Annotated in this window: 15 protein-coding genes; 8 read left to right on the forward strand and 7 right to left on the reverse strand. The window is 53.5% G+C overall.

Annotated features, from left to right (window positions below):
• Window positions 1–249: 249 nt before the first annotated feature.
• A complete protein-coding gene (locus B3511_RS07780) occupies window positions 250–555 on the forward strand; it encodes a hypothetical protein (RefSeq protein WP_286778081.1) in 306 nt (101 codons plus the stop codon).
• Window position 556: 1 nt separating this feature from the next.
• Here B3511_RS07780 and B3511_RS07785 read toward each other — a convergent pair whose 3' ends face one another.
• The gene (locus tag B3511_RS07785) at window positions 557–901 is read right to left on the reverse strand and encodes a DUF488 domain-containing protein (protein ID WP_040076069.1); all 345 of its coding nucleotides are present in this window, start codon (window positions 899–901) and stop codon (window positions 557–559) included.
• A gap of 114 nt (window positions 902–1,015) precedes the next feature.
• Between B3511_RS07785 and B3511_RS07790 the strand changes: the two genes are divergently transcribed.
• Window positions 1,016–1,723, forward strand: a complete 708-nt coding sequence (locus tag B3511_RS07790; protein WP_286778082.1) for a CTP synthase C-terminal region-related (seleno)protein — start codon at window positions 1,016–1,018, stop codon at window positions 1,721–1,723.
• Between the two features lie 7 nt (window positions 1,724–1,730).
• Here the strand turns inward: B3511_RS07790 and B3511_RS07795 are convergent, their stop codons facing one another.
• The gene (locus tag B3511_RS07795) at window positions 1,731–2,918 is read right to left on the reverse strand and encodes a CynX/NimT family MFS transporter (protein WP_286778083.1); all 1,188 of its coding nucleotides are present in this window, start codon (window positions 2,916–2,918) and stop codon (window positions 1,731–1,733) included.
• Between the two features lie 99 nt (window positions 2,919–3,017).
• Between B3511_RS07795 and B3511_RS07800 the strand changes: the two genes are divergently transcribed.
• On the forward strand, window positions 3,018–3,794 hold the full coding sequence (locus B3511_RS07800; RefSeq protein WP_286783345.1) for an AraC family transcriptional regulator: 777 nt from the start codon (window positions 3,018–3,020) through the stop codon (window positions 3,792–3,794).
• On the opposite strand, the gene B3511_RS07805 is transcribed toward B3511_RS07800, so the two are convergent.
• The 3 genes from B3511_RS07805 to B3511_RS07815 form a co-directional block, all read right to left on the reverse strand.
• Complete coding sequence (locus B3511_RS07805; RefSeq protein WP_040076064.1) at window positions 3,778–4,224, reverse strand: DUF441 domain-containing protein; 447 nt, start codon at window positions 4,222–4,224, stop codon at window positions 3,778–3,780. The two genes, B3511_RS07800 and B3511_RS07805, sit on opposite strands and share 17 nt — an antisense overlap.
• Before the next feature lie 107 nt (window positions 4,225–4,331).
• On the reverse strand, window positions 4,332–6,368 hold the full coding sequence (locus tag B3511_RS07810) for a TIM-barrel domain-containing protein (RefSeq protein WP_286778084.1): 2,037 nt from the start codon (window positions 6,366–6,368) through the stop codon (window positions 4,332–4,334).
• Window positions 6,369–6,383: 15 nt separating this feature from the next.
• The gene (locus B3511_RS07815; RefSeq protein WP_286778085.1) at window positions 6,384–7,718 is read right to left on the reverse strand and encodes a glycoside-pentoside-hexuronide (GPH):cation symporter; all 1,335 of its coding nucleotides are present in this window, start codon (window positions 7,716–7,718) and stop codon (window positions 6,384–6,386) included.
• Between the two features lie 294 nt (window positions 7,719–8,012).
• Between B3511_RS07815 and yoaI the strand changes: the two genes are divergently transcribed.
• The 3 genes from yoaI to B3511_RS07830 all read left to right on the forward strand — a co-directional run bounded on the left by yoaI (window position 8,013) and on the right by B3511_RS07830 (window position 11,493).
• Window positions 8,013–8,117, forward strand: coding sequence for a small membrane protein YoaI (yoaI, locus tag B3511_RS07820; RefSeq protein WP_286783347.1), 105 nt, complete (start codon window positions 8,013–8,015; stop codon window positions 8,115–8,117).
• A gap of 202 nt (window positions 8,118–8,319) precedes the next feature.
• Window positions 8,320–10,350 (forward strand): TonB-dependent copper receptor, encoded by a 2,031-nt coding sequence (locus tag B3511_RS07825; RefSeq protein ID WP_286778086.1) that lies wholly within the window; start codon window positions 8,320–8,322, stop codon window positions 10,348–10,350.
• Window positions 10,351–10,596: 246 nt separating this feature from the next.
• Window positions 10,597–11,493: a diguanylate cyclase gene (locus B3511_RS07830; protein ID WP_286778087.1), complete on the forward strand. Its 897-nt coding sequence runs from the start codon at window positions 10,597–10,599 to the stop codon at window positions 11,491–11,493.
• A gap of 37 nt (window positions 11,494–11,530) precedes the next feature.
• Here the strand turns inward: B3511_RS07830 and B3511_RS07835 are convergent, their stop codons facing one another.
• On the reverse strand, window positions 11,531–12,814 hold the full coding sequence (locus B3511_RS07835; RefSeq protein WP_040076058.1) for a YeaH/YhbH family protein: 1,284 nt from the start codon (window positions 12,812–12,814) through the stop codon (window positions 11,531–11,533).
• 92 nt (window positions 12,815–12,906) lie between these two features.
• Window positions 12,907–14,841: a protein kinase YeaG gene (gene yeaG / locus B3511_RS07840; RefSeq protein ID WP_046885883.1), complete on the reverse strand. Its 1,935-nt coding sequence runs from the start codon at window positions 14,839–14,841 to the stop codon at window positions 12,907–12,909.
• A 431-nt stretch (window positions 14,842–15,272) separates the two neighbouring features.
• On the opposite strand from yeaG, the gene B3511_RS07845 reads away from it, so the two are divergent.
• Both B3511_RS07845 and B3511_RS07850 read left to right on the forward strand, forming a co-directional pair.
• Window positions 15,273–16,019 (forward strand): MipA/OmpV family protein, encoded by a 747-nt coding sequence (locus tag B3511_RS07845; protein ID WP_046885884.1) that lies wholly within the window; start codon window positions 15,273–15,275, stop codon window positions 16,017–16,019.
• A gap of 90 nt (window positions 16,020–16,109) precedes the next feature.
• A complete protein-coding gene (locus tag B3511_RS07850) occupies window positions 16,110–16,964 on the forward strand; it encodes an aldo/keto reductase (RefSeq protein ID WP_286778089.1) in 855 nt (284 codons plus the stop codon).
• Window positions 16,965–16,968 lie beyond the last annotated feature (4 nt).

Here is a 16,968-nt window from a genome sequence, read left to right on the forward strand (position 1 = left end):
TGAATAATTTGATATATCCAGGAATCGTCCGTTATGTTTCGGCGAGAGAATAAAAAAAGCCCCGGTAGTTAACCGGGGCAAAATAGATCTTGATTACGGAATGATGTTCTCTGGTCAAGGTGAGAACGGGGCCACTATAACCCCCAAAGATGCAGTATTAATGAAGAAATCATGGAGAAAGTGATTGCGATAATAGGCGGGATTAAGAATAATCTTAGCCCTCAGAATTCAACCTGCAATGAGTGAAGTATGTTTCAGTTAAAGCCGGGCAACCTGGCGTTAGTCATTGGCGCCCGTACGACTGCCGGCCGTCGCAATATTGGTAAATCCGTTGAGCTGTTTGGTCTTTGCCAGCCTGGACAGCGTTTTTTGAATCCGGTGAATGGCGTAATAACCGAAATGCCAGATACCGCCGAACGCGCGCTCTGGCTGGTGACCGGCGATGTCTTTGCCTGTGATAATCAGCACGGTTTTGCCTTTGTGCGCCCGGAACATCTGTTGCCGCTCAATCCGCAACAACTACCTGAAATCTTGCTCACAGCACTGCACGACTAAATTACAGACGGCGGAGCCATGCGGCCAACACCTGGGCGTGGTTCTGCTCGCGATCTTTCGCACCATAGAGCAGCGTGACCCTTTGTTTATCTGCCAGCCTGGCGATGCGTTTTCCTTCCTCAACGTTTTCTTCCAGCTCTTGCTGATACGCCTTACTGAAGCTGGCAAAGTCGATGGTTTCGCTATGGAAGGCTTTGCGCAGCTCGCCTGAAGGCGCCAGAACCTTGCACCATTCATCGCAGGCCAGGTCCGTTTTCTTCACTCCTCGTGGCCAGAGACGGTCAACCAGAATGCGGTAACCATCCTCTTTACTGGCGTCGTCATAGAGACGTTTGCACTGAATCATGATCTTTATCTCCTTATTTTGCCACCTAATTTAAGGTGTTGTGATAATTGCAAAAGATCGGTAGTCTGAGATTCCTTATGTTATCCGGAATTTTTCTGGCATAAGGAATACCTGATGGAACACACTCCGCAAAAAGATACCCTCCGCATTGCCCTGGTTGGGGATTATAACCCTGACGTTCTGGCGCACCAGGCGATACCGCTCGCCATTGATGATGCCGCCGCTGTACTGGATATTACCGCTGATTACGACTGGATAGCGACCACCGAGCTTAGTAGTCCGGAGGATCTGGTCGGTTATGACGCACTCTGGCTGGTTCCGGCAAGTCCTTATAAAAACGTGCAAGCGGCGTTCATTGCCGCCCGCTATGCCCGCGAAAACAGCCTCCCGTTCCTCGGTACCTGTGGCGGCTTCCAGCATGCGCTGATTGAATATGCGCGTAACGAGCTGGGCTGGCATGACGCTGCCCATGCTGAAACGGACAGCGACGGGCGCATGGTGATCGCACCGCTCACCTGTTCTCTGGTGGAGGTCACGAACACCATCGAGTTGCGCGCCAATACCCTGATTGCGAAAGCGTATGGTCGGGAAGAGATTGTCGAGGGGTATCACTGCAACTACGGTGTGTCTGAAGCCTTTGCGGCAGAGCTGGAAAAGGGCGACCTGCGGGTCACCGGCTGGGATGAACAGGGTGATATTCGCGCCGTTGAGTTAGTGACGCATCCGTTTTTTGTCGCCACGCTGTTCCAGCATGAGCGTGCGGCGCTGGATGGGCGTCCTGCGCCGCTGGTGCAGGCACTGCTGCGTGCGGCGCAGGGCTAAAGGCCTGTTAACGCGGCGCGATCTCCCGGTCGCGCCCGGCCAGTATGCCGCAAACGGCCATCACGATTGAGGCCAGCGCACAGGCAAGCAGCGGGATATGCCAGTCGCCGCTGGTATCATGAATTTTCCCCATCAGCGGTGGGCCGCAGGCGGCCAGCAAATAGCCCACCGACTGCGCCATCCCCGAAAGCGCCGCAGCCTGATGCGCGGAACTGGCACGCAGGCCAATAAAGGTCAGGCCGAGGATCATCGTCGCCCCTGAACCGAAGCCGAATATCAGCGTCCAGACCACAGCCTGCGAGGGCATAAACCAAAAGCCGGCGGCACTGACCGCACACATTAACGCCACCACTCCGGCCAGCGCGCGCTGATCTTTCAGACGATGAAGAATCAGCGGAACGGCCAGCCCCGGAGCGGCAGTGGCCAGCTGCAGCAGGCCGTGCATGGAGCCGGCCTCGGTTTCGCTGTAGCCGTGACTTTGTAAAATAGCGGGTAACCAGCCGATAATGACGTAATAGATCAGCGAGTTAATGCCGAGGAACAGCGTCACTTGCCAGGCCAACGGTGAGCGCCAGATCCCCCGGTTATGCAGCGCCCGTGCACCACTGAGCTGGCTGGCCGGTTGCTGTCGCCATTGTGGGAGCCACAGCAGCAACGCCAGCAGCGGGAAGACCATCAGCATCAATAAGGCGCCGTGCCAGCCTGCACCGCCCAATGCCACCGGCACCACCAGCGCTGAGCCCAGCGCAGCCGCCGCGCCCATGGTCAGAGAGTAGGCCCCGGTTAACTTCGCTACCTGGCCTGGAAAATCACGTTTAATCAGTCCTGGCAGTAAAACATTGCCCAGTGCAATGCCGCAGCCGATCACGGCGGTGCCGATAAACAGCAGCGATGCCGCGGGCAGGGAACGCAGCGCAATACCGCTGATAATCAGCAGTAACGCTACAAACAGGCTGCGCTCCATCCCAATGCGCCGGGCAAGGCCTGCCGCTAACGGCGATATCAGCGCAAAAGCCAGCAACGGCAGGGTGGTCAGTAATCCAGTCTGAGCTGTACTCAGGGCGTAGTCGAGACGAATCGCATCCAGTAGCGGTGCGGCGCCGGTAAAAGTCACTCGCAGCGTGGTGGCGATTAACAAAATCCCGGCAATCAGCAGGGCGCGCTGTTTCCCGGTGGCAGAGAGTGCAGTGGTCATTGTTTTCCCTGGTCTGAAATGAAGGCCACACGATACCCGTTTTCGTTGCTGATGGAATCAAGCTAAAATGACAGATTATCGCTAAATTCGGACAAGATGATGTCTGGTCTCGGTTTAAATGGTTATGACCCGGATAGCCAGCACGCTGCGGCAGTGGCTTTCCATATTCGCGTGGTGGAAGAGGAGCAGTTCATTCCGCTGCATCAGCACCGCAAGGGACAGTTGATCCTGGCGCTACGCGGCGCCATCACCACGGAGGTGGAAAACGCCATGCTGATGGTGCCGCCCCAGTATGCGGTGTGGATCCCGGGGCAGCTTCCCCACAGTAATAAAGCCACCCCCGGCGCGCGGCTCTGCTTCTTATTTATTGAACCCGGCGCTATCGCGCTACCCGATCGCTGCTGCACATTAAAAATCTCGCCGCTGGTTCGAGAGGTGATCCTCGCAATGGCAGAACGTCAAAACATCGCCTGCCAGCGGCTGGTGGAGGTGCTGGGCGATGAACTGCCGAGCCAGCCGCAGGAACAGTTACAGTTGCCGGTATCACCGCATCCTAAAATCCGTCAGATGAGTGAAATGATGATCGCCCAGCCCGCCGCCTGGCAAACCCTGCATCAGTGGGCGCGTCATTTTGCGATGAGTGAGCGTAACCTGGCGCGGCTGGTGGTTAACGAAACCGGGCTGAGTTTTCGCCGCTGGCGCCATCAGCTACAACTGATTGTCGCGCTACAGGCATTAATATCCGGGCAGACGGTGCAGCAGGTCGCGCAAATGCTGGGCTACGACTCCACCACCGCCTTTATTACTATGTTCAAGAAGGGGCTTGGGCAGACCCCCGCGCGCTACATTGCCACCCTGGCTACGTCTTACCGATAAACAGCGAGACCAGACCGGCGGCGATAAGCGGGCCAACGGGAACGCCGCGAAACAGCGCGACCCCCAGTACGGTACCCACCAGCAGGCCGGCAACCAGCGTCGGCTGAGAGCTCATTAAGGTTACGCCCCGTCCCCCCAGCCAGGAGACAAAGACGCCCACGGCAATGGCGATCAATGATTTCCAGTTCATAAAGGCGTGGATAAGCGTTGAGGCAGGTAGCGTACCGCTGGCGATGGGCGCCATCACCCCAATGGTGAGAATAATGATGCCGATGGTCAGGCCCTGTTTTTCAATCCAGGGGAAAAAGCCGCTGAGTGGCGTAACGCGCACAATAATTAACACCAGAATGGAGATGGCAACCGTGGTGTTATGGCTGACAAAGCCCAGTGCAGCCAGCCCGAGCAGGATAAGCAGGGTAGGGTCAAACATGAAGAGATCCTTGCCAAAAATAGTAAGCCTGCTTACTTTACCCGCAACCGGGTGAGTAAACAGGCTTTTCTAAAAAATTCCACTATTTTTGGGCGGCTGCCTGAAGGTTACGCCACTAACAGCGATACCAGCGGGCTTCCTTCGCGCACAAAGACAGGAATGGTCTCCAGTGCGGCCTCAACGCGGATACGTTCACCGCCCTGGTAGCGCTCACCGTTCAGTGCGATCCACTGCTGGCCCGCAGGCAACCAAACCTCACGCTGGCGTTGTCCGGCGTGCATCACCGGCGCGACCAGCAGGTCCTCGCCAAAGAGATATTGATCTTCAATTTCCCAGCTCTGGGGCTGCTGCGGATAGTGCCAGAAGAGCGGGCGCATTAGCGGATCGCCGTGCTGATGGGCATTGTCATACAGCTCATCAATATAAGGTCGCAATTTCTCGCGTACCGTCAGCCAGTGCTGCATGATGCTGAAGTTCGCTTCGCCATAACTCCACAGTTCGTTCGGGGAGCCGCTGTTGCACTGAGGAATGCCGTCGCGATAGCGCTCTGGCGGCTGGATTTGTGGCTCACGATAACCGTGCATCCGCAGAACCGGGCAGAAGACCGCCCACTGGAACCAGCGGATCAGCAGTTCATGGAACGCCGGATCGTTAACGTTGCCGCCCTGGAAGCCGCCGATATCGGTCGTCCACCACGGGATGCCTGCCAGCCCCATATTGAGCCCTGCGGCGAGCTGATTGCGGAAGGCGTGGAATGATGAGTGCACATCGCCTGACCAGGCCAGCACGCCATAGCGCTGGCTGCCTGCCCATGAACAGCGCACCAGGTTAACAATATCCTTTTCGCCGTTGGCCTTCAGCCCCTCGTAGAACCCTTGCGCGAAGTCGCGTGGATAGCGGTTACCCACTTCCAGCACCGGGCCTGCGTGGTAACGATAGTTATCAAAGTCGTAGGCACGATACTCAGGCTCGGCCTCATCCAGCCAGAACAATTTGATACCCAGATCATAATAATTCTGTTTTACCGTATCCCAGACGAAGGCGCGCGCCTGGGGATGCGTCGCGTCAAAGAAGGTCGTGTTACCCATAAAGTCGAGATTTACCTGCACCCCGCGTTCGCTGGACACCAGCCAGCCTTTGGCTTTCATGTGGGGATAGAGCGGGCTACGTGCTTCAACCGTGGGCCAGACCGAGACCATCAGCTCAATGCCCAGGCCGTTAAGCTCTTCAACCATCGCTTTCGGATCGGGCCAGTCGACCGGATCAAAACACCAGGTCCCCTGATTCGGCCAGTGGAAAAAATCGATCACTATCACCGACAGCGGTAGGTTGCGGCGACGGTACTCACGGGCTACGTCCAGCACCTCCTGCTGGGTGCGATAGCGCAGTTTGCACTGCCATAATCCGCTGATAAATGCCGGGGCCGGCGGAGGTGTCCCCGTGGCCTTGACATACTGGCGGGTAATGGCCTGGATAGAGTCCGCGGCGGTGATCCAGTAATCCATCTCGCCGGTCACGCGGGCGCGCCATTCGGTCTGGTTTTTGGCGAAACTGACCTCGCCGATGGCCGGGTTGTTCCAGAGCATGCCATAACCGAGGCTCGACTGCATAAAGGGAACGCTGGCCTGGGAGTTGCGCTGTGCCAGCTCAAGGGTGCAGCCTTTCAAATCCAGCCACGGCTGTTGGTACTGACCCATGCCGTAAATCCGCTCATCAGGGCGCGACTCAAAACGGACGGCGAGTTGATATTTTCCCCCCGCAAGCGGTTTGAATTCCCGACCATCAAGCTTCAGGGCACTGACGTACTTATCCTGACTCTTTTCACTTGCCCCAATGCCTACCGTGGAGCGCTGACGCCACATCTCCTCCAGCAGCAACTCTCCGCGCTGGTTATAAAAGGCCAGTTGCCCCTTCAGGTTGAGCACTGCGGTAATATTGCCATTACGCAGGGTCAGGATCTCGGGCTGGACGTTAATGTCAGCCGTAGACGGTGTCGCCGGCAGTAAGGCGTGATTTTCATCATTGAACGCCGGTGAACAGGTCGCTCGCACACGCAGGCTGTGCTCTCCCCAGGGCTCTATACGTAAGATTTGACGCTCAAAACGCCACTCAATACTGTTGGTGTGTCGAATAAGTTCACTCATGAATGCTGCGTCCTTTTAAGAAAAAGTCTGTTTGGCGAGTTGGATGGATTTCATGGTGCTGTCGTCGAGTTTGTACCAGCGCAGAGTCGCGAAGGCGGCCAGCGAAAGGATGCCCGGCACCACGGTAAAGAGGGCGATGATGCAGTACATGGCGGTAGAGGTCTGTTCCGGCGCATTCGCCACATAGCCGCTAAAGCCCAGCGTCCAGCCAACAATGGCGCCGCTGATGGCCATACCGAGTTTGAGCACCGCCAGGAAGGTCGAGAAGATAACCCCATCCATGCGTTTGCCCTGTTTCCATTCGCCGTAGTCGGCGACGTCGGCCATCATGACCCACATTAGCGTGGTGGTGGCCTGGTAGAGGGTAGAGATGATGAATGTCATTGGCACCAGCACCAGCACGGATTTTGGCGCGAAGAACAGGGCGATGCTCAGTACCCCGGCCAGCACCGCGCAATAGCCGAACATCTGCACTTTGCTGTAGTCACGCGTCAGGCGTTTTGCCAGTGCGCTACCGGCGGCTTTACCCAGAATATGCGCCCCCAGCATCCACATAAAATAGCTGGCGCTGCCGAGATAATAGGTGACGAAATACATCATGGCGCCGAGGCGAATTACGCCGAAGCCGATGTTAGTCAATACCAGAACAGCCACAACGCGCCACTGATCGTTGCGTAACAAATCGCGTAATTCTGAGAGGTAATTATTATGGGTCGCAGGGGCTTTAATCCTTTCCCGGGTATTGGCGAAGCAGATCCAGAACATGATGACCGCCACCGTTGCCATTATTCCCATGGCCCAGCGATAACCGACTAATTTGTCATCTCCGCCAATAAACTCGGCCAATGGCATCATAAAGAAAGTGGATAATGCGCCGCCCAGGGTGGCAAGGAAGAAGCGATAAGATTGCAGAGAAATACGCGCTTCGTTATCTGGCGTAATGACCGCCCCCATAGAGCAGTATGGAATATTAATGGCGGTGTACATCAGCATCATCAGGGTATAGCTGACGGTGGCGAAAATCATTTTACCATGAAGATCGAGCGATTCCGGTACCGCATAGGTCAGCAGGCAGCTGGCACCAAATGGCAGGGCCAGCCACAACATCCATGGTCGGAACTTACCCCAGCGGGTACGGGTGCGGTCAGCAATATATCCCATGGCCGGGTCAATGATGGCATCGGCGGTACGCGCCAGTAAAAACATGGTGCCAACAAAGGCAGCAGGCAGCCCGACCACGTCGGTATAATAGAAGGTCAGAAAAATAATGACGTTATCCAGCCCTATATGGCTGGCCATATCGCCCAGCCCGTAGCTGATTTTTTCTTTACGGGTAATTTTTTCGGTCATTCTATTCCCCTGCCGGTAGGCGGTGTATTTGTTGTGATGTTCTGCAGCTTATGTTTTATCAGTAACGAATGTTTAACAATTACGAGATCTGGCATCGTAGTTACGGAAACTTATTTTCGTGATACCGGTAACAAATCACCCTGTAAGGGTTAGCGTTTATTTGAATTAAGTGGTTTAAGAGGCTAGAGCTGTCTGAATCGTTTCAGTATGAAGATATTTATTTCTTACTAAAAATGTCATTGAAGTGTCATTTCTCCGGCGTAAAAACGAGTAAAACACGACGGGAGAATGATGATGAACGATCCGGCTTTTGGAGATGTAATCTATATTTCCGGCACCTTTTTCACCATTATTTTTATTCTGGTCGCCTCGGTACTTTGGCTCGAAAAGCACGCGTAAATCCGTGACTCCGGGTCGTTAGATCCCCTTTTTCAACCCTTTTTTCACGCCGTTATTCTCCTCGTTTTTTATTGTTGCGCCCCGTTCCCCGCGGCACACTTTTTCATTCAGATCCCTGTGCCTGCCCATCTCTCCCACTCTCTGAACAAGGGATTTGTCTTCACGGCAGGACAGCAACACTCTTTTAAGTTTGGGTTCAGGAATGAATAAAGAACGCTTTGTCCTTCATCCGCTGGCGCTTGCGCTACTGGGCGCATTGTCATTTACTTCTCAGGCGGCTGAACGAACTACGGCCCCGCAGGTAAACGACGGCGATGTCATCACCGTAACCGCGCCCGTGCTCTCCCCGCTGGAAGTGGTGACCTCGCCAAAAACGCCACGCCAGCCGGTGCCGGCCAGCGACGGTTCTGATTACCTCAAAACCATTCCCGGGTTTAGCCAGATCCGTAACGGAGGGAGCAACGGCGACCCGGTATTCCGGGGCATGTTTGGCTCACGCCTGCGCCTGTTGACCAATGACAGCGAGATGTTAGGTGCCTGTCCTTCGCGTATGGATGCGCCAAGCTCTTATATTTCGCCAGAAAGTTATGATCTGCTGACGGTGATCAAAGGGCCCGAAACCGTACTCTGGGGGCCGGGTAACTCTGCCGGAACGGTACGATTCGAGCGTGAACCGCCGCGTTTCGACAAAGCGGACATAAAGGGGGACGCCAGTTTGCTGGTCGCCTCTAACGATCGCTTTGATGAAAATGCCGACGTCAGCTTTGGCAACGATAAGGGCTACGTGCGCCTGACGGGGAATAATTCGAAAGCGGGGGATTACAAAGATGGCAATGGCGATCGCGTCGCCTCGAAGTGGGATAAATGGAACACCGATTTGGCCATCGGCTGGACGCCGGATGCGGACACGCTGCTGGAGTTGACAGCCGGGCAGGGCGATGGCGATGCCAGCTATGCCGGGCGTGGCATGGACGGCTCGCAATTCAAACGTGAAAGCCTGGGGCTGCGCTTCAAAAAAGAGAATATCGGCGAGGTCTTCGATTCGCTGGATATGAGCGCGTATTACAACTATGCCAACCACATTATGGATAACTACTCCATGCGTTCGCCGGGAGCGCCCGCTTCAGGCACCATGCCGATGGGATCGATGGATATGTCGATGCCAATGGAAAAACAGGTCGATCGCCGGACGGTGGGGGGCAGGGTGATGGGAACCTGGCTGTGGTCTGATTATGAGCTGAAAAGCGGTCTCGATACGCAACTGAATACCCATCGCAGCAACGAAGATGATGAGGACGAAGGCTGGCAGGAAGATGCTCGCTTTCATGACTATGGTGCCTTTAGCGAACTGACGTGGAGTGCGACCGACCTCAGCAAAGTGATTGGCGGTGCGCGTCTGGATAAGGTGGAAGTGGATAACTTTACCGGCGTTGGCAGCAGCAGTCGGCAAGACACACTTCCGGCCGGCTTCTTACGGGTTGAGCATAATCTCGGATCGCAGCCCGCGATGGTCTACGCCGGACTGGGCTACACCGAGCGTTTCCCGGATTACTGGGAACTCTTTTCACCCACCTATGGACCGGATGGCACCACGGATGTCTTTGATAATCTGAAACCGGAAAAAACCACCCAGCTTGATGTTGGGGCACAATACAAAGGGAAAAAAACGACCGGCTGGATCTCCGCCTATATCGGACGGATTAACGACTACATCCTCTTCCTGTACGATCCCGATGATAGCCACGTCAGCCAGGCAGATAACATTGATGCCACCATTATGGGTGGCGAGATGGGTGCCTCTTATCAGCTGAGCGAACGGTGGAAAACCGATGCCACGCTGAACTACTCCTGGGGGGAAAATACGGACGAACATCAGCCGCTGCCACAAATGCCGCCGCTGGAAGCTCGCCTTGGCCTGACGTGGGAGAAAGGCGACTGGAGCTCTACAGGGCTGTTGCGTATGGTCAGCCCACAGCACCGGGTGGCGTTGAGCGAGGGGAACGTGGTTGGCAAAGACTTTGATCAGAGTGCCGGGTTCGCCATTGTTTCCGCCAACGCTGCTTACAAGGTCAATAAATTCCTGAAACTCAGCAGTGGCGTAGATAATCTGCTGGATAAAAGTTACAGCGAACACCTTAACCTGGCGGGAAATAGTAGCTTCGGTTACTCCTCTGATACCCCTGTCAATGAGCCAGGGCGTACCATCTGGGCCAAAATGAACGTTGAATTTTAAGCCTCTGCCCTCCGTCGTTATTATTTAATGGGACGTGAGGGCTATTAAATAGAATTAAACAGGTTGGCCTGTTTTAACTGATAATAATATCGTTGCTTGATATATGCACTTTAACGAATAACTAAATTTTCTTATTTAATAGGGAGTTTCTGTTTTTAATGCCGTTAATTTAGATATACTGACAAAAATAGATATTTAATATGGTATACTCTTTACAGGTTATTCTTTTGTTATGTGAAGGTTAATATGAACAGGAAGTTCAGAGATATCGACGCGACCGTGCGTGGACTCAATAGCGCAACTGATGCGCATTTTAAATGGCTGGTAAAAGTTCTGCGTTATGTAGCGAGTCGTGAGGGCGATTTACCTGAAATCACCTGCACCGACGCGCATCATCATTGTGAATTTGGACACTGGCTGAATGACAAATTGCTTGAGGAGCGAGAGGATAAAAACTTTCTCCTGGACATTAATAAACAGCATATTGTAATTCATTACGCCTGTCGTACCATGATTACGGAAATCATCGAGAACAAAGATGCTTCCAGTGCCTATGAGGACTTTGAAAACGCGCTGTTAGCCTTCACGGAATCTCTCACTCTTTTTAAAGTGCATCTTTTGCAGCTGCGCACAAGTTATGACGTACTCACAGGGTTACCTTTACGCCGCGTGCTTGATGAATCTTTCGCGAGCATGAATAAAGAGTTAAGTGATGATGGTCTTTATCTGTTGCTGCTTGATGTCGATCATTTCAAAAAAGTGAATGATGATTACGGCCATTTGAATGGCGATATTGTATTGCAATCATTGGCAACGCATCTTGATAACCATGTTCGCGCGTCAGAGTCGGTATTTCGCTACGGGGGTGAAGAGTTTATTATTCTGCTGCACGTCAGGGATGATAACGAAGCTATCGCGGCGGCGGAACGACTCCGTCGACTGATTTCTGAAATGGTGATTGTCGCAGGGGAATATCATATCAATGTGACGTTCACCTCGGGATTAACCAGAATAAAGTATGGCGAACCCCTTCGGGAAGCGGTCGAGAGAGCGGATTTAGCTTTATATAAAGGCAAAGCCAGCGGCCGAAATTGTACGATGTTGATTAACACCCAGCGTGAAACGCAGAGATATAGCGATTAAAAAAGAACAGCCAGTTAGTTATAACTGGCTGTTTTGTTTAGCTGTTGCTGGTGGCCGATTGCTTGTGGAAGAGCTCACGGAATACGGGATATATATCATCCTGGTCGCGGATATGCTGCATCGCGAAGTTTTCAAACGTCGCCTGCAGATGTTCATATTCACGCCACAGGGTCTGGTGTGCCCGACGAGTGATCTCAATATAGCTATAATAGCGCACCACGGGCAGCAGTTTTTTCGCCAGGATCTCATGACACAGCGGTGAATCGTCTGCCCAGTTATCGCCATCGGAAGCCTGAGCCGCATAGATATTCCATTGTGCCGGGTCGTAGCGCTCTTTCACTACCTCGTCCATTAACTTCAGGGCGCTGGAGACAATGGTGCCGCCTGTCTCTTGCGAGTAGAAGAATTCGTGTTCATCCACCTCTTTCGCCTGAGTGTGGTGACGAATATAGACCACCTCCACGTTTTTATAGGTTCTGCTCAGGAACAGATAGAGCAGGATATAAAAGCGTTTGGCCATATCCTTTGTGGTCTGATCCATCGAGCCGGAGACGTCCATCAGACAGAACATCACCGCCTGGCTGGAGGGCTCAGGGCGTTTTTCATAGTTCCTGTAACGCAAGTCGAAGGTGTCGATAAAGGGCACACGTTCGATCTTCGCGCGTAACTCGGCAATCTCTTTGCGCAGACGCTCCTCTTCCAGCAGTTGCACAGGCTCGCTGTTTTCCACCGTTTGCAGGCTGGCTTCCAGTTCACGTAGCGCCCGACGTTTGCCCGCTGTCATGGCGGTCCGCCGCGCCAGCGAGTTCTGCAGCGATCGCACTACGCTGATGTTTGCCGGCACGCCATTCGCGGTATAACCCGCGCGATGGGTTTTATACTCGGTTAACTGACGGTGCTGATTTTTCTTCAGATTTGGCAGGGCCAAATCTTCAAACAGCAGATCGAGATACTCATCTTTGGAGATCTGAAAAACGAATTCATCCTGTCCTTCACCATCCTGACTCGCCTGGCCCTGGCCGCTGCCAGAACCGCCACCGCCGCCCTGCGGACGCTCGATGCGGTCATTCTGGATAAAGTGATCGTTACCGGGATGTACGCGATGGCGTAAACCGCCGCGTCCCTGGTGAAACATTGGCTCGCTAATATCGTCCGTCGGAATAGAGACGGACTCGCCGCTATCGACATCGGTCACCGAACGCTTATTAATGGCCTCGGAGATCGACTGTTTGATTTGCGCTTTATAACGGCGCAAGAAGCGTTGGCGATTCACCGTGCTCTTGTTTTTGCCGTTAAGACGCCGGTCAATAAACCAGGTCATATGTCCCCCGTACTGCATTTGCCAACTTTGTACCCTTACGGGTATGCGCAGTTGCTGTTTGCCCGGCAGGCTTTCACCGCCGGGCAGCATTGTTATGATGATTTACGGACGCGGAGATACCATTCACACAGCAGGCGAACCTGCTTGCGGGTATAGCCTTTCTCCATCATACGGTCGACAAAGTCGTCGTGCTTTTTCTGCTCGTCGGTGGAAGTTTTGGCGTTAAATGAAATAACCGGCAGCAACTCCTCGGTATTAGAGAACATTTTCTTCTCAATGACCGTGCGCAGTTTTTCATAACTGGTCCAGTTGGGGTTGCGACCGTTGTTATTTGCCCGGGCACGCAGCACAAAGTTAACGATCTCATTACGGAAGTCTTTCGGGTTACTGATCCCGGCAGGCTTCTCGATTTTTTCCAGCTCGGCGTTCAGCGATTCACGATCGAAGAGCTGACCGGTGTCCGGATCGCGGTACTCCTGATCCTGGATCCAGAAATCGGCATAGGTAACATAGCGGTCAAAAATGTTCTGGCCGTACTCGGAGTACGATTCCAGGTAGGCGGTCTGGATCTCCTTGCCAATGAATTCAGCATATTTCGGGATCAGATAACCTTTCAGGAACTCAAGGTAACGTTCGGCCTGCTCCTGCGGGAACTGCTCACGCTCAATTTGCTGTTCCAGAACATAGAACAGGTGTACCGGGTTTGCCGCCACCTCCGCATGGTCGAAGTTGAATACGCGAGAGAGGATCTTAAACGCGAAGCGCGTAGACAACCCGTTCATCCCTTCATCAACACCCGCATAGTCGCGATACTCCTGGTAGGATTTCGCTTTCGGGTCAGTGTCTTTCAGGCTCTCACCATCGTATACGCGCATTTTTGAGTAGATGCTTGAGTTTTCAGGCTCTTTCAAACGCGACAAGATTGAGAAGCGTGACAGCGTTTCCAGGGTGCCAGGGGCGCAGGGCGCATGCACCAGCTCACTGTGATTCAGCAGTTTTTCGTAAATTTTGATCTCTTCTGAGATGCGCAGGCAATAAGGCACCTTGACGATGTAAACACGGTCAAGGAAGGCCTCATTGTTTTTGTTATTTCTGAACGTGACCCACTCCGATTCGTTTGAGTGCGCCAGGATAATGCCGTTGAACGGCAGGGCGGAGATGCCTTCAGTCCCGTTGTAGTTGCCTTCCTGCGTCGCGGTCAGCAGCGGGTGCAGCACTTTGATGGGGGCCTTAAACATCTCGACAAATTCCATCACCCCCTGGTTTGCCCGGCAGAGCGCACCCGAGTAGCCGTACGCATCTGGATCGTTTTGGGCATGGTTTTCCAGTTTACGGATATCGACTTTACCGACCAGGGCAGAGATATCCTGGTTGTTCTCATCACCCGGTTCCGTCTTGGCGATAGCAATCTGTTCCAGAATGGACGGCCAGACTTTTACCACGCGGAATTTGGTAATATCGCCGCCAAATTCGTGCAGACGTTTTGCCGCCCAGGGTGACATGATGGTGCCCAGATAACGACGGGGAATGCCGTACTCTTTATCCAGGATCTGCGCATCTTCCTGCGGATTAAATAGACAGAGCGGGTGATCATTCACCGGGCTGCGCTCACCGTTAGCGCTCAGCACATAGATTGGCACCCGCTGCATTAATGATTTAAGACGTTCAGCCAGTGACGATTTACCGCCACCCACCGGCCCCAGCAGATACAGAATCTGTTTCTTCTCTTCCAGCCCTTGTGCCGCGTGCTTCAGATAAGAGACGATCTGCTCAATGGCATCCTCCATGCCATAAAACTCTTCGAACGCAGGATATCGGGCGACGACCCGATTGGAAAAAAGACGGGAAAGCCGTGGTTCCTGGGCAGTGTCCACCATCTGTGGCTCACCGATAGCCATCAATAGCCGTTCTGCCGCGTTAGCATAGGCACTGCGATCTTGCTTACAGATGGCAAGAAACTCCTGCAGTGTGAACTCTTCGTCCTTGGCAGCTTCATAGCGCTGGCGATAGTGATCGAATATATTCATGGCATGCCGTCCTTTCGTTTTTTAGCACAGGATAAGAGCCGTTCGTATGAATAGTGGAGGCTCCCGGAAGCGGGATCCTTTGCACCTCACTGCAAAAGCAGCAACCCGTGTGCCAGGTCGGGGGCTAAAACTGCGGGGTGGTCAGGAATTCATCTTCTTAAAATTAAGCGTAGATGGCATTTGCAAAACTTGCATGTCGCCCAAATCTAATTTCAATGACATATCAATAACTCATCCGAAAAATCAGCGATAATTTTTAAGTCAAACACACTTATTTCGCGGTTCTGTCATCGGAGTGACAATATTTCGTCATGTGTATCGCAGAAATTAATCTGTTTATCAGAAATATTCGTATGTAAAAAATTGGGAAAGCGCGCGAAGGGCGGTTAAACTCCTTTCGCGGATTATTTGACTACAGGAAAGAATGGATTGTGACCAAACTCAAACTTCTGGCACTGGGAATTCTCGCTGCCGCTTCAGTGGGTACCGCTAGCGCGGAGAATCAGTGGTCTGTCGGCGCAGGCGTCGGCGTGCTCAATAGCCCGTACAAAGACTATGACCGTGATGTCTATCCGGTACCGGTGATCACCTATGAAGGTGACAACTTCTGGTTCCGCGGTCTTGGCGGTGGCTATTATCTGTGGAATGACGAAAGCGATAAGCTCTCGATCATGGCTTACTACGATCCGATGCACTTCAAGCCGGGCGACAGCGACGACTGGCGACTGAAGCAGCTCGATAAACGTAAGAGCACCATGATGGCGGGTCTCTCCTACGTGCATAACACCCAGTATGGTTTCCTGCGTACCTCCCTGGCAGCTGACACGCTTGATAACAGCAACGGCTACATTTGGGATCTGGCCTGGTTGTATCGCTACACCAATGGTGGCCTGACGCTGACGCCGGGCATTGGCGTGGAGTACACCAGTGAAAACTACAATGACTACTACTATGGGGTGTCCCGCCGTGAGGCAAATCGTAGTGGTTTAAATCGCTACAATGCTGACGATGGCTGGAACCCGTACCTGGCGCTCACTGCCAGCTACGAATTCACTCAGGACTGGAATATCTACGGCACCGGCCGTTACACCCGTCTGAGCGATGAGATCAAGGACAGCCCGATGGTCGACAAATCCTGGGCAGGCGCGTTCTCTGTTGGGGTGACCTACAGTTTCTGATTGTGCATCTTCACAGTGCAATCACTGCATTACAACGGGGCGCTTGCGCCCCGTTTGCATTATGTTGGTGCGGTGAAACAGGAGAAACAGATGAGCAAAAAAACCGTTATGTTTGGCGAAAAAGAGGCTCTGCCGGCCATTGGCCAGGGCACCTGGTATATGGGTGAGAAAAACAGCCTTCGTTCTCAGGAGGTCACTGCGCTGCGCACGGGCATCGAACTGGGCCTCACCCTGATCGATACCGCAGAAATGTACGCAGACGGCAAAGCAGAAGAGGTGGTTGGCGAAGCGATTAAAGGAGTGCGTGATAAAGTCTATCTGGTCTCCAAAGTCTATCCGTGGAACGCGGCAGGCCAGAAAGGGATGGCGGCCTGTGAAGCCAGCTTACGCCGCCTGGGTACGGACTACCTCGATCTCTATCTTCTGCACTGGCGAGGCGAGTACGGCCTGGAGGAGACCGTCGGGTTGATGGAGACCTTGCAGCGTCAGGGCAAAATTCGCCGCTGGGGTGTATCTAATCTGGATGTTGAAGATATGCAGGCGCTCTGGCAAGTGCCCGGAGGGCAGGCCTGCGCGACAAATCAGGTCCTCTATCATCTGGCTTCGCGAGGCATCGAATACGATCTTCTTCCCTGGTGTCAGCAACAGCAGATGCCGGTAATGGCTTACTGCCCCCTGGCTCAGGCCGGGCGATTACGTTCTGGATTAATGACGCATCCGGTGGTCAATGAGATAGCACAACGTCATCGCGCCACGCCGGCGCAGATCCTGTTGGCATGGGTCATTAGTCATCAGGGGGTGATAGCGATTCCAAAAGCGGGCTCGCCGGAGCATGTCAGGGATAACGTGCAGGCGTTAGAGATTACGCTCTCTGACGAAGAGATAGCTATGCTTGCGGACGCATTTCCGGCGCCTGGCCATAAAACGCCGCTGGATATGGTGTGATGAT

Origin of the sequence: Leclercia sp. UBA1284 (genome assembly GCF_002308415.1) — a bacterium.
Classification (GTDB): domain Bacteria; phylum Pseudomonadota; class Gammaproteobacteria; order Enterobacterales; family Enterobacteriaceae; genus Enterobacter; species Enterobacter pneumoniae.

Bases quoted from the DNA above. Each gene is read 5' to 3' on its own strand.
- B3511_RS07790 (WP_286778082.1), top strand. From the start codon at position 1,016: ATGGAACACACTCCGCAAAAAGATACCCTCCGCATTGCCCTGGTTGGG.
- B3511_RS07850 (WP_286778089.1), top strand. From the start codon at position 16,110: ATGAGCAAAAAAACCGTTATGTTTGGCGAAAAAGAGGCTCTGCCGGCC.
- B3511_RS07825 (WP_286778086.1), top strand. From the start codon at position 8,320: ATGAATAAAGAACGCTTTGTCCTTCATCCGCTGGCGCTTGCGCTACTG.
- B3511_RS07830 (WP_286778087.1), top strand. From the start codon at position 10,597: ATGAACAGGAAGTTCAGAGATATCGACGCGACCGTGCGTGGACTCAAT.
- B3511_RS07800 (WP_286783345.1), top strand. From the start codon at position 3,018: ATGTCTGGTCTCGGTTTAAATGGTTATGACCCGGATAGCCAGCACGCT.
- B3511_RS07785 (WP_040076069.1), bottom strand. From the start codon at position 901: ATGATTCAGTGCAAACGTCTCTATGACGACGCCAGTAAAGAGGATGGT.
- B3511_RS07795 (WP_286778083.1), bottom strand. From the start codon at position 2,918: ATGACCACTGCACTCTCTGCCACCGGGAAACAGCGCGCCCTGCTGATT.
- yeaG (WP_046885883.1), bottom strand. From the start codon at position 14,841: ATGAATATATTCGATCACTATCGCCAGCGCTATGAAGCTGCCAAGGAC.
- B3511_RS07810 (WP_286778084.1), bottom strand. From the start codon at position 6,368: ATGAGTGAACTTATTCGACACACCAACAGTATTGAGTGGCGTTTTGAG.
- B3511_RS07780 (WP_286778081.1), top strand. From the start codon at position 250: ATGTTTCAGTTAAAGCCGGGCAACCTGGCGTTAGTCATTGGCGCCCGT.
- yoaI (WP_286783347.1), top strand. From the start codon at position 8,013: ATGAACGATCCGGCTTTTGGAGATGTAATCTATATTTCCGGCACCTTT.
- B3511_RS07805 (WP_040076064.1), bottom strand. From the start codon at position 4,224: ATGTTTGACCCTACCCTGCTTATCCTGCTCGGGCTGGCTGCACTGGGC.
- B3511_RS07835 (WP_040076058.1), bottom strand. From the start codon at position 12,814: ATGACCTGGTTTATTGACCGGCGTCTTAACGGCAAAAACAAGAGCACG.
- B3511_RS07815 (WP_286778085.1), bottom strand. From the start codon at position 7,718: ATGACCGAAAAAATTACCCGTAAAGAAAAAATCAGCTACGGGCTGGGC.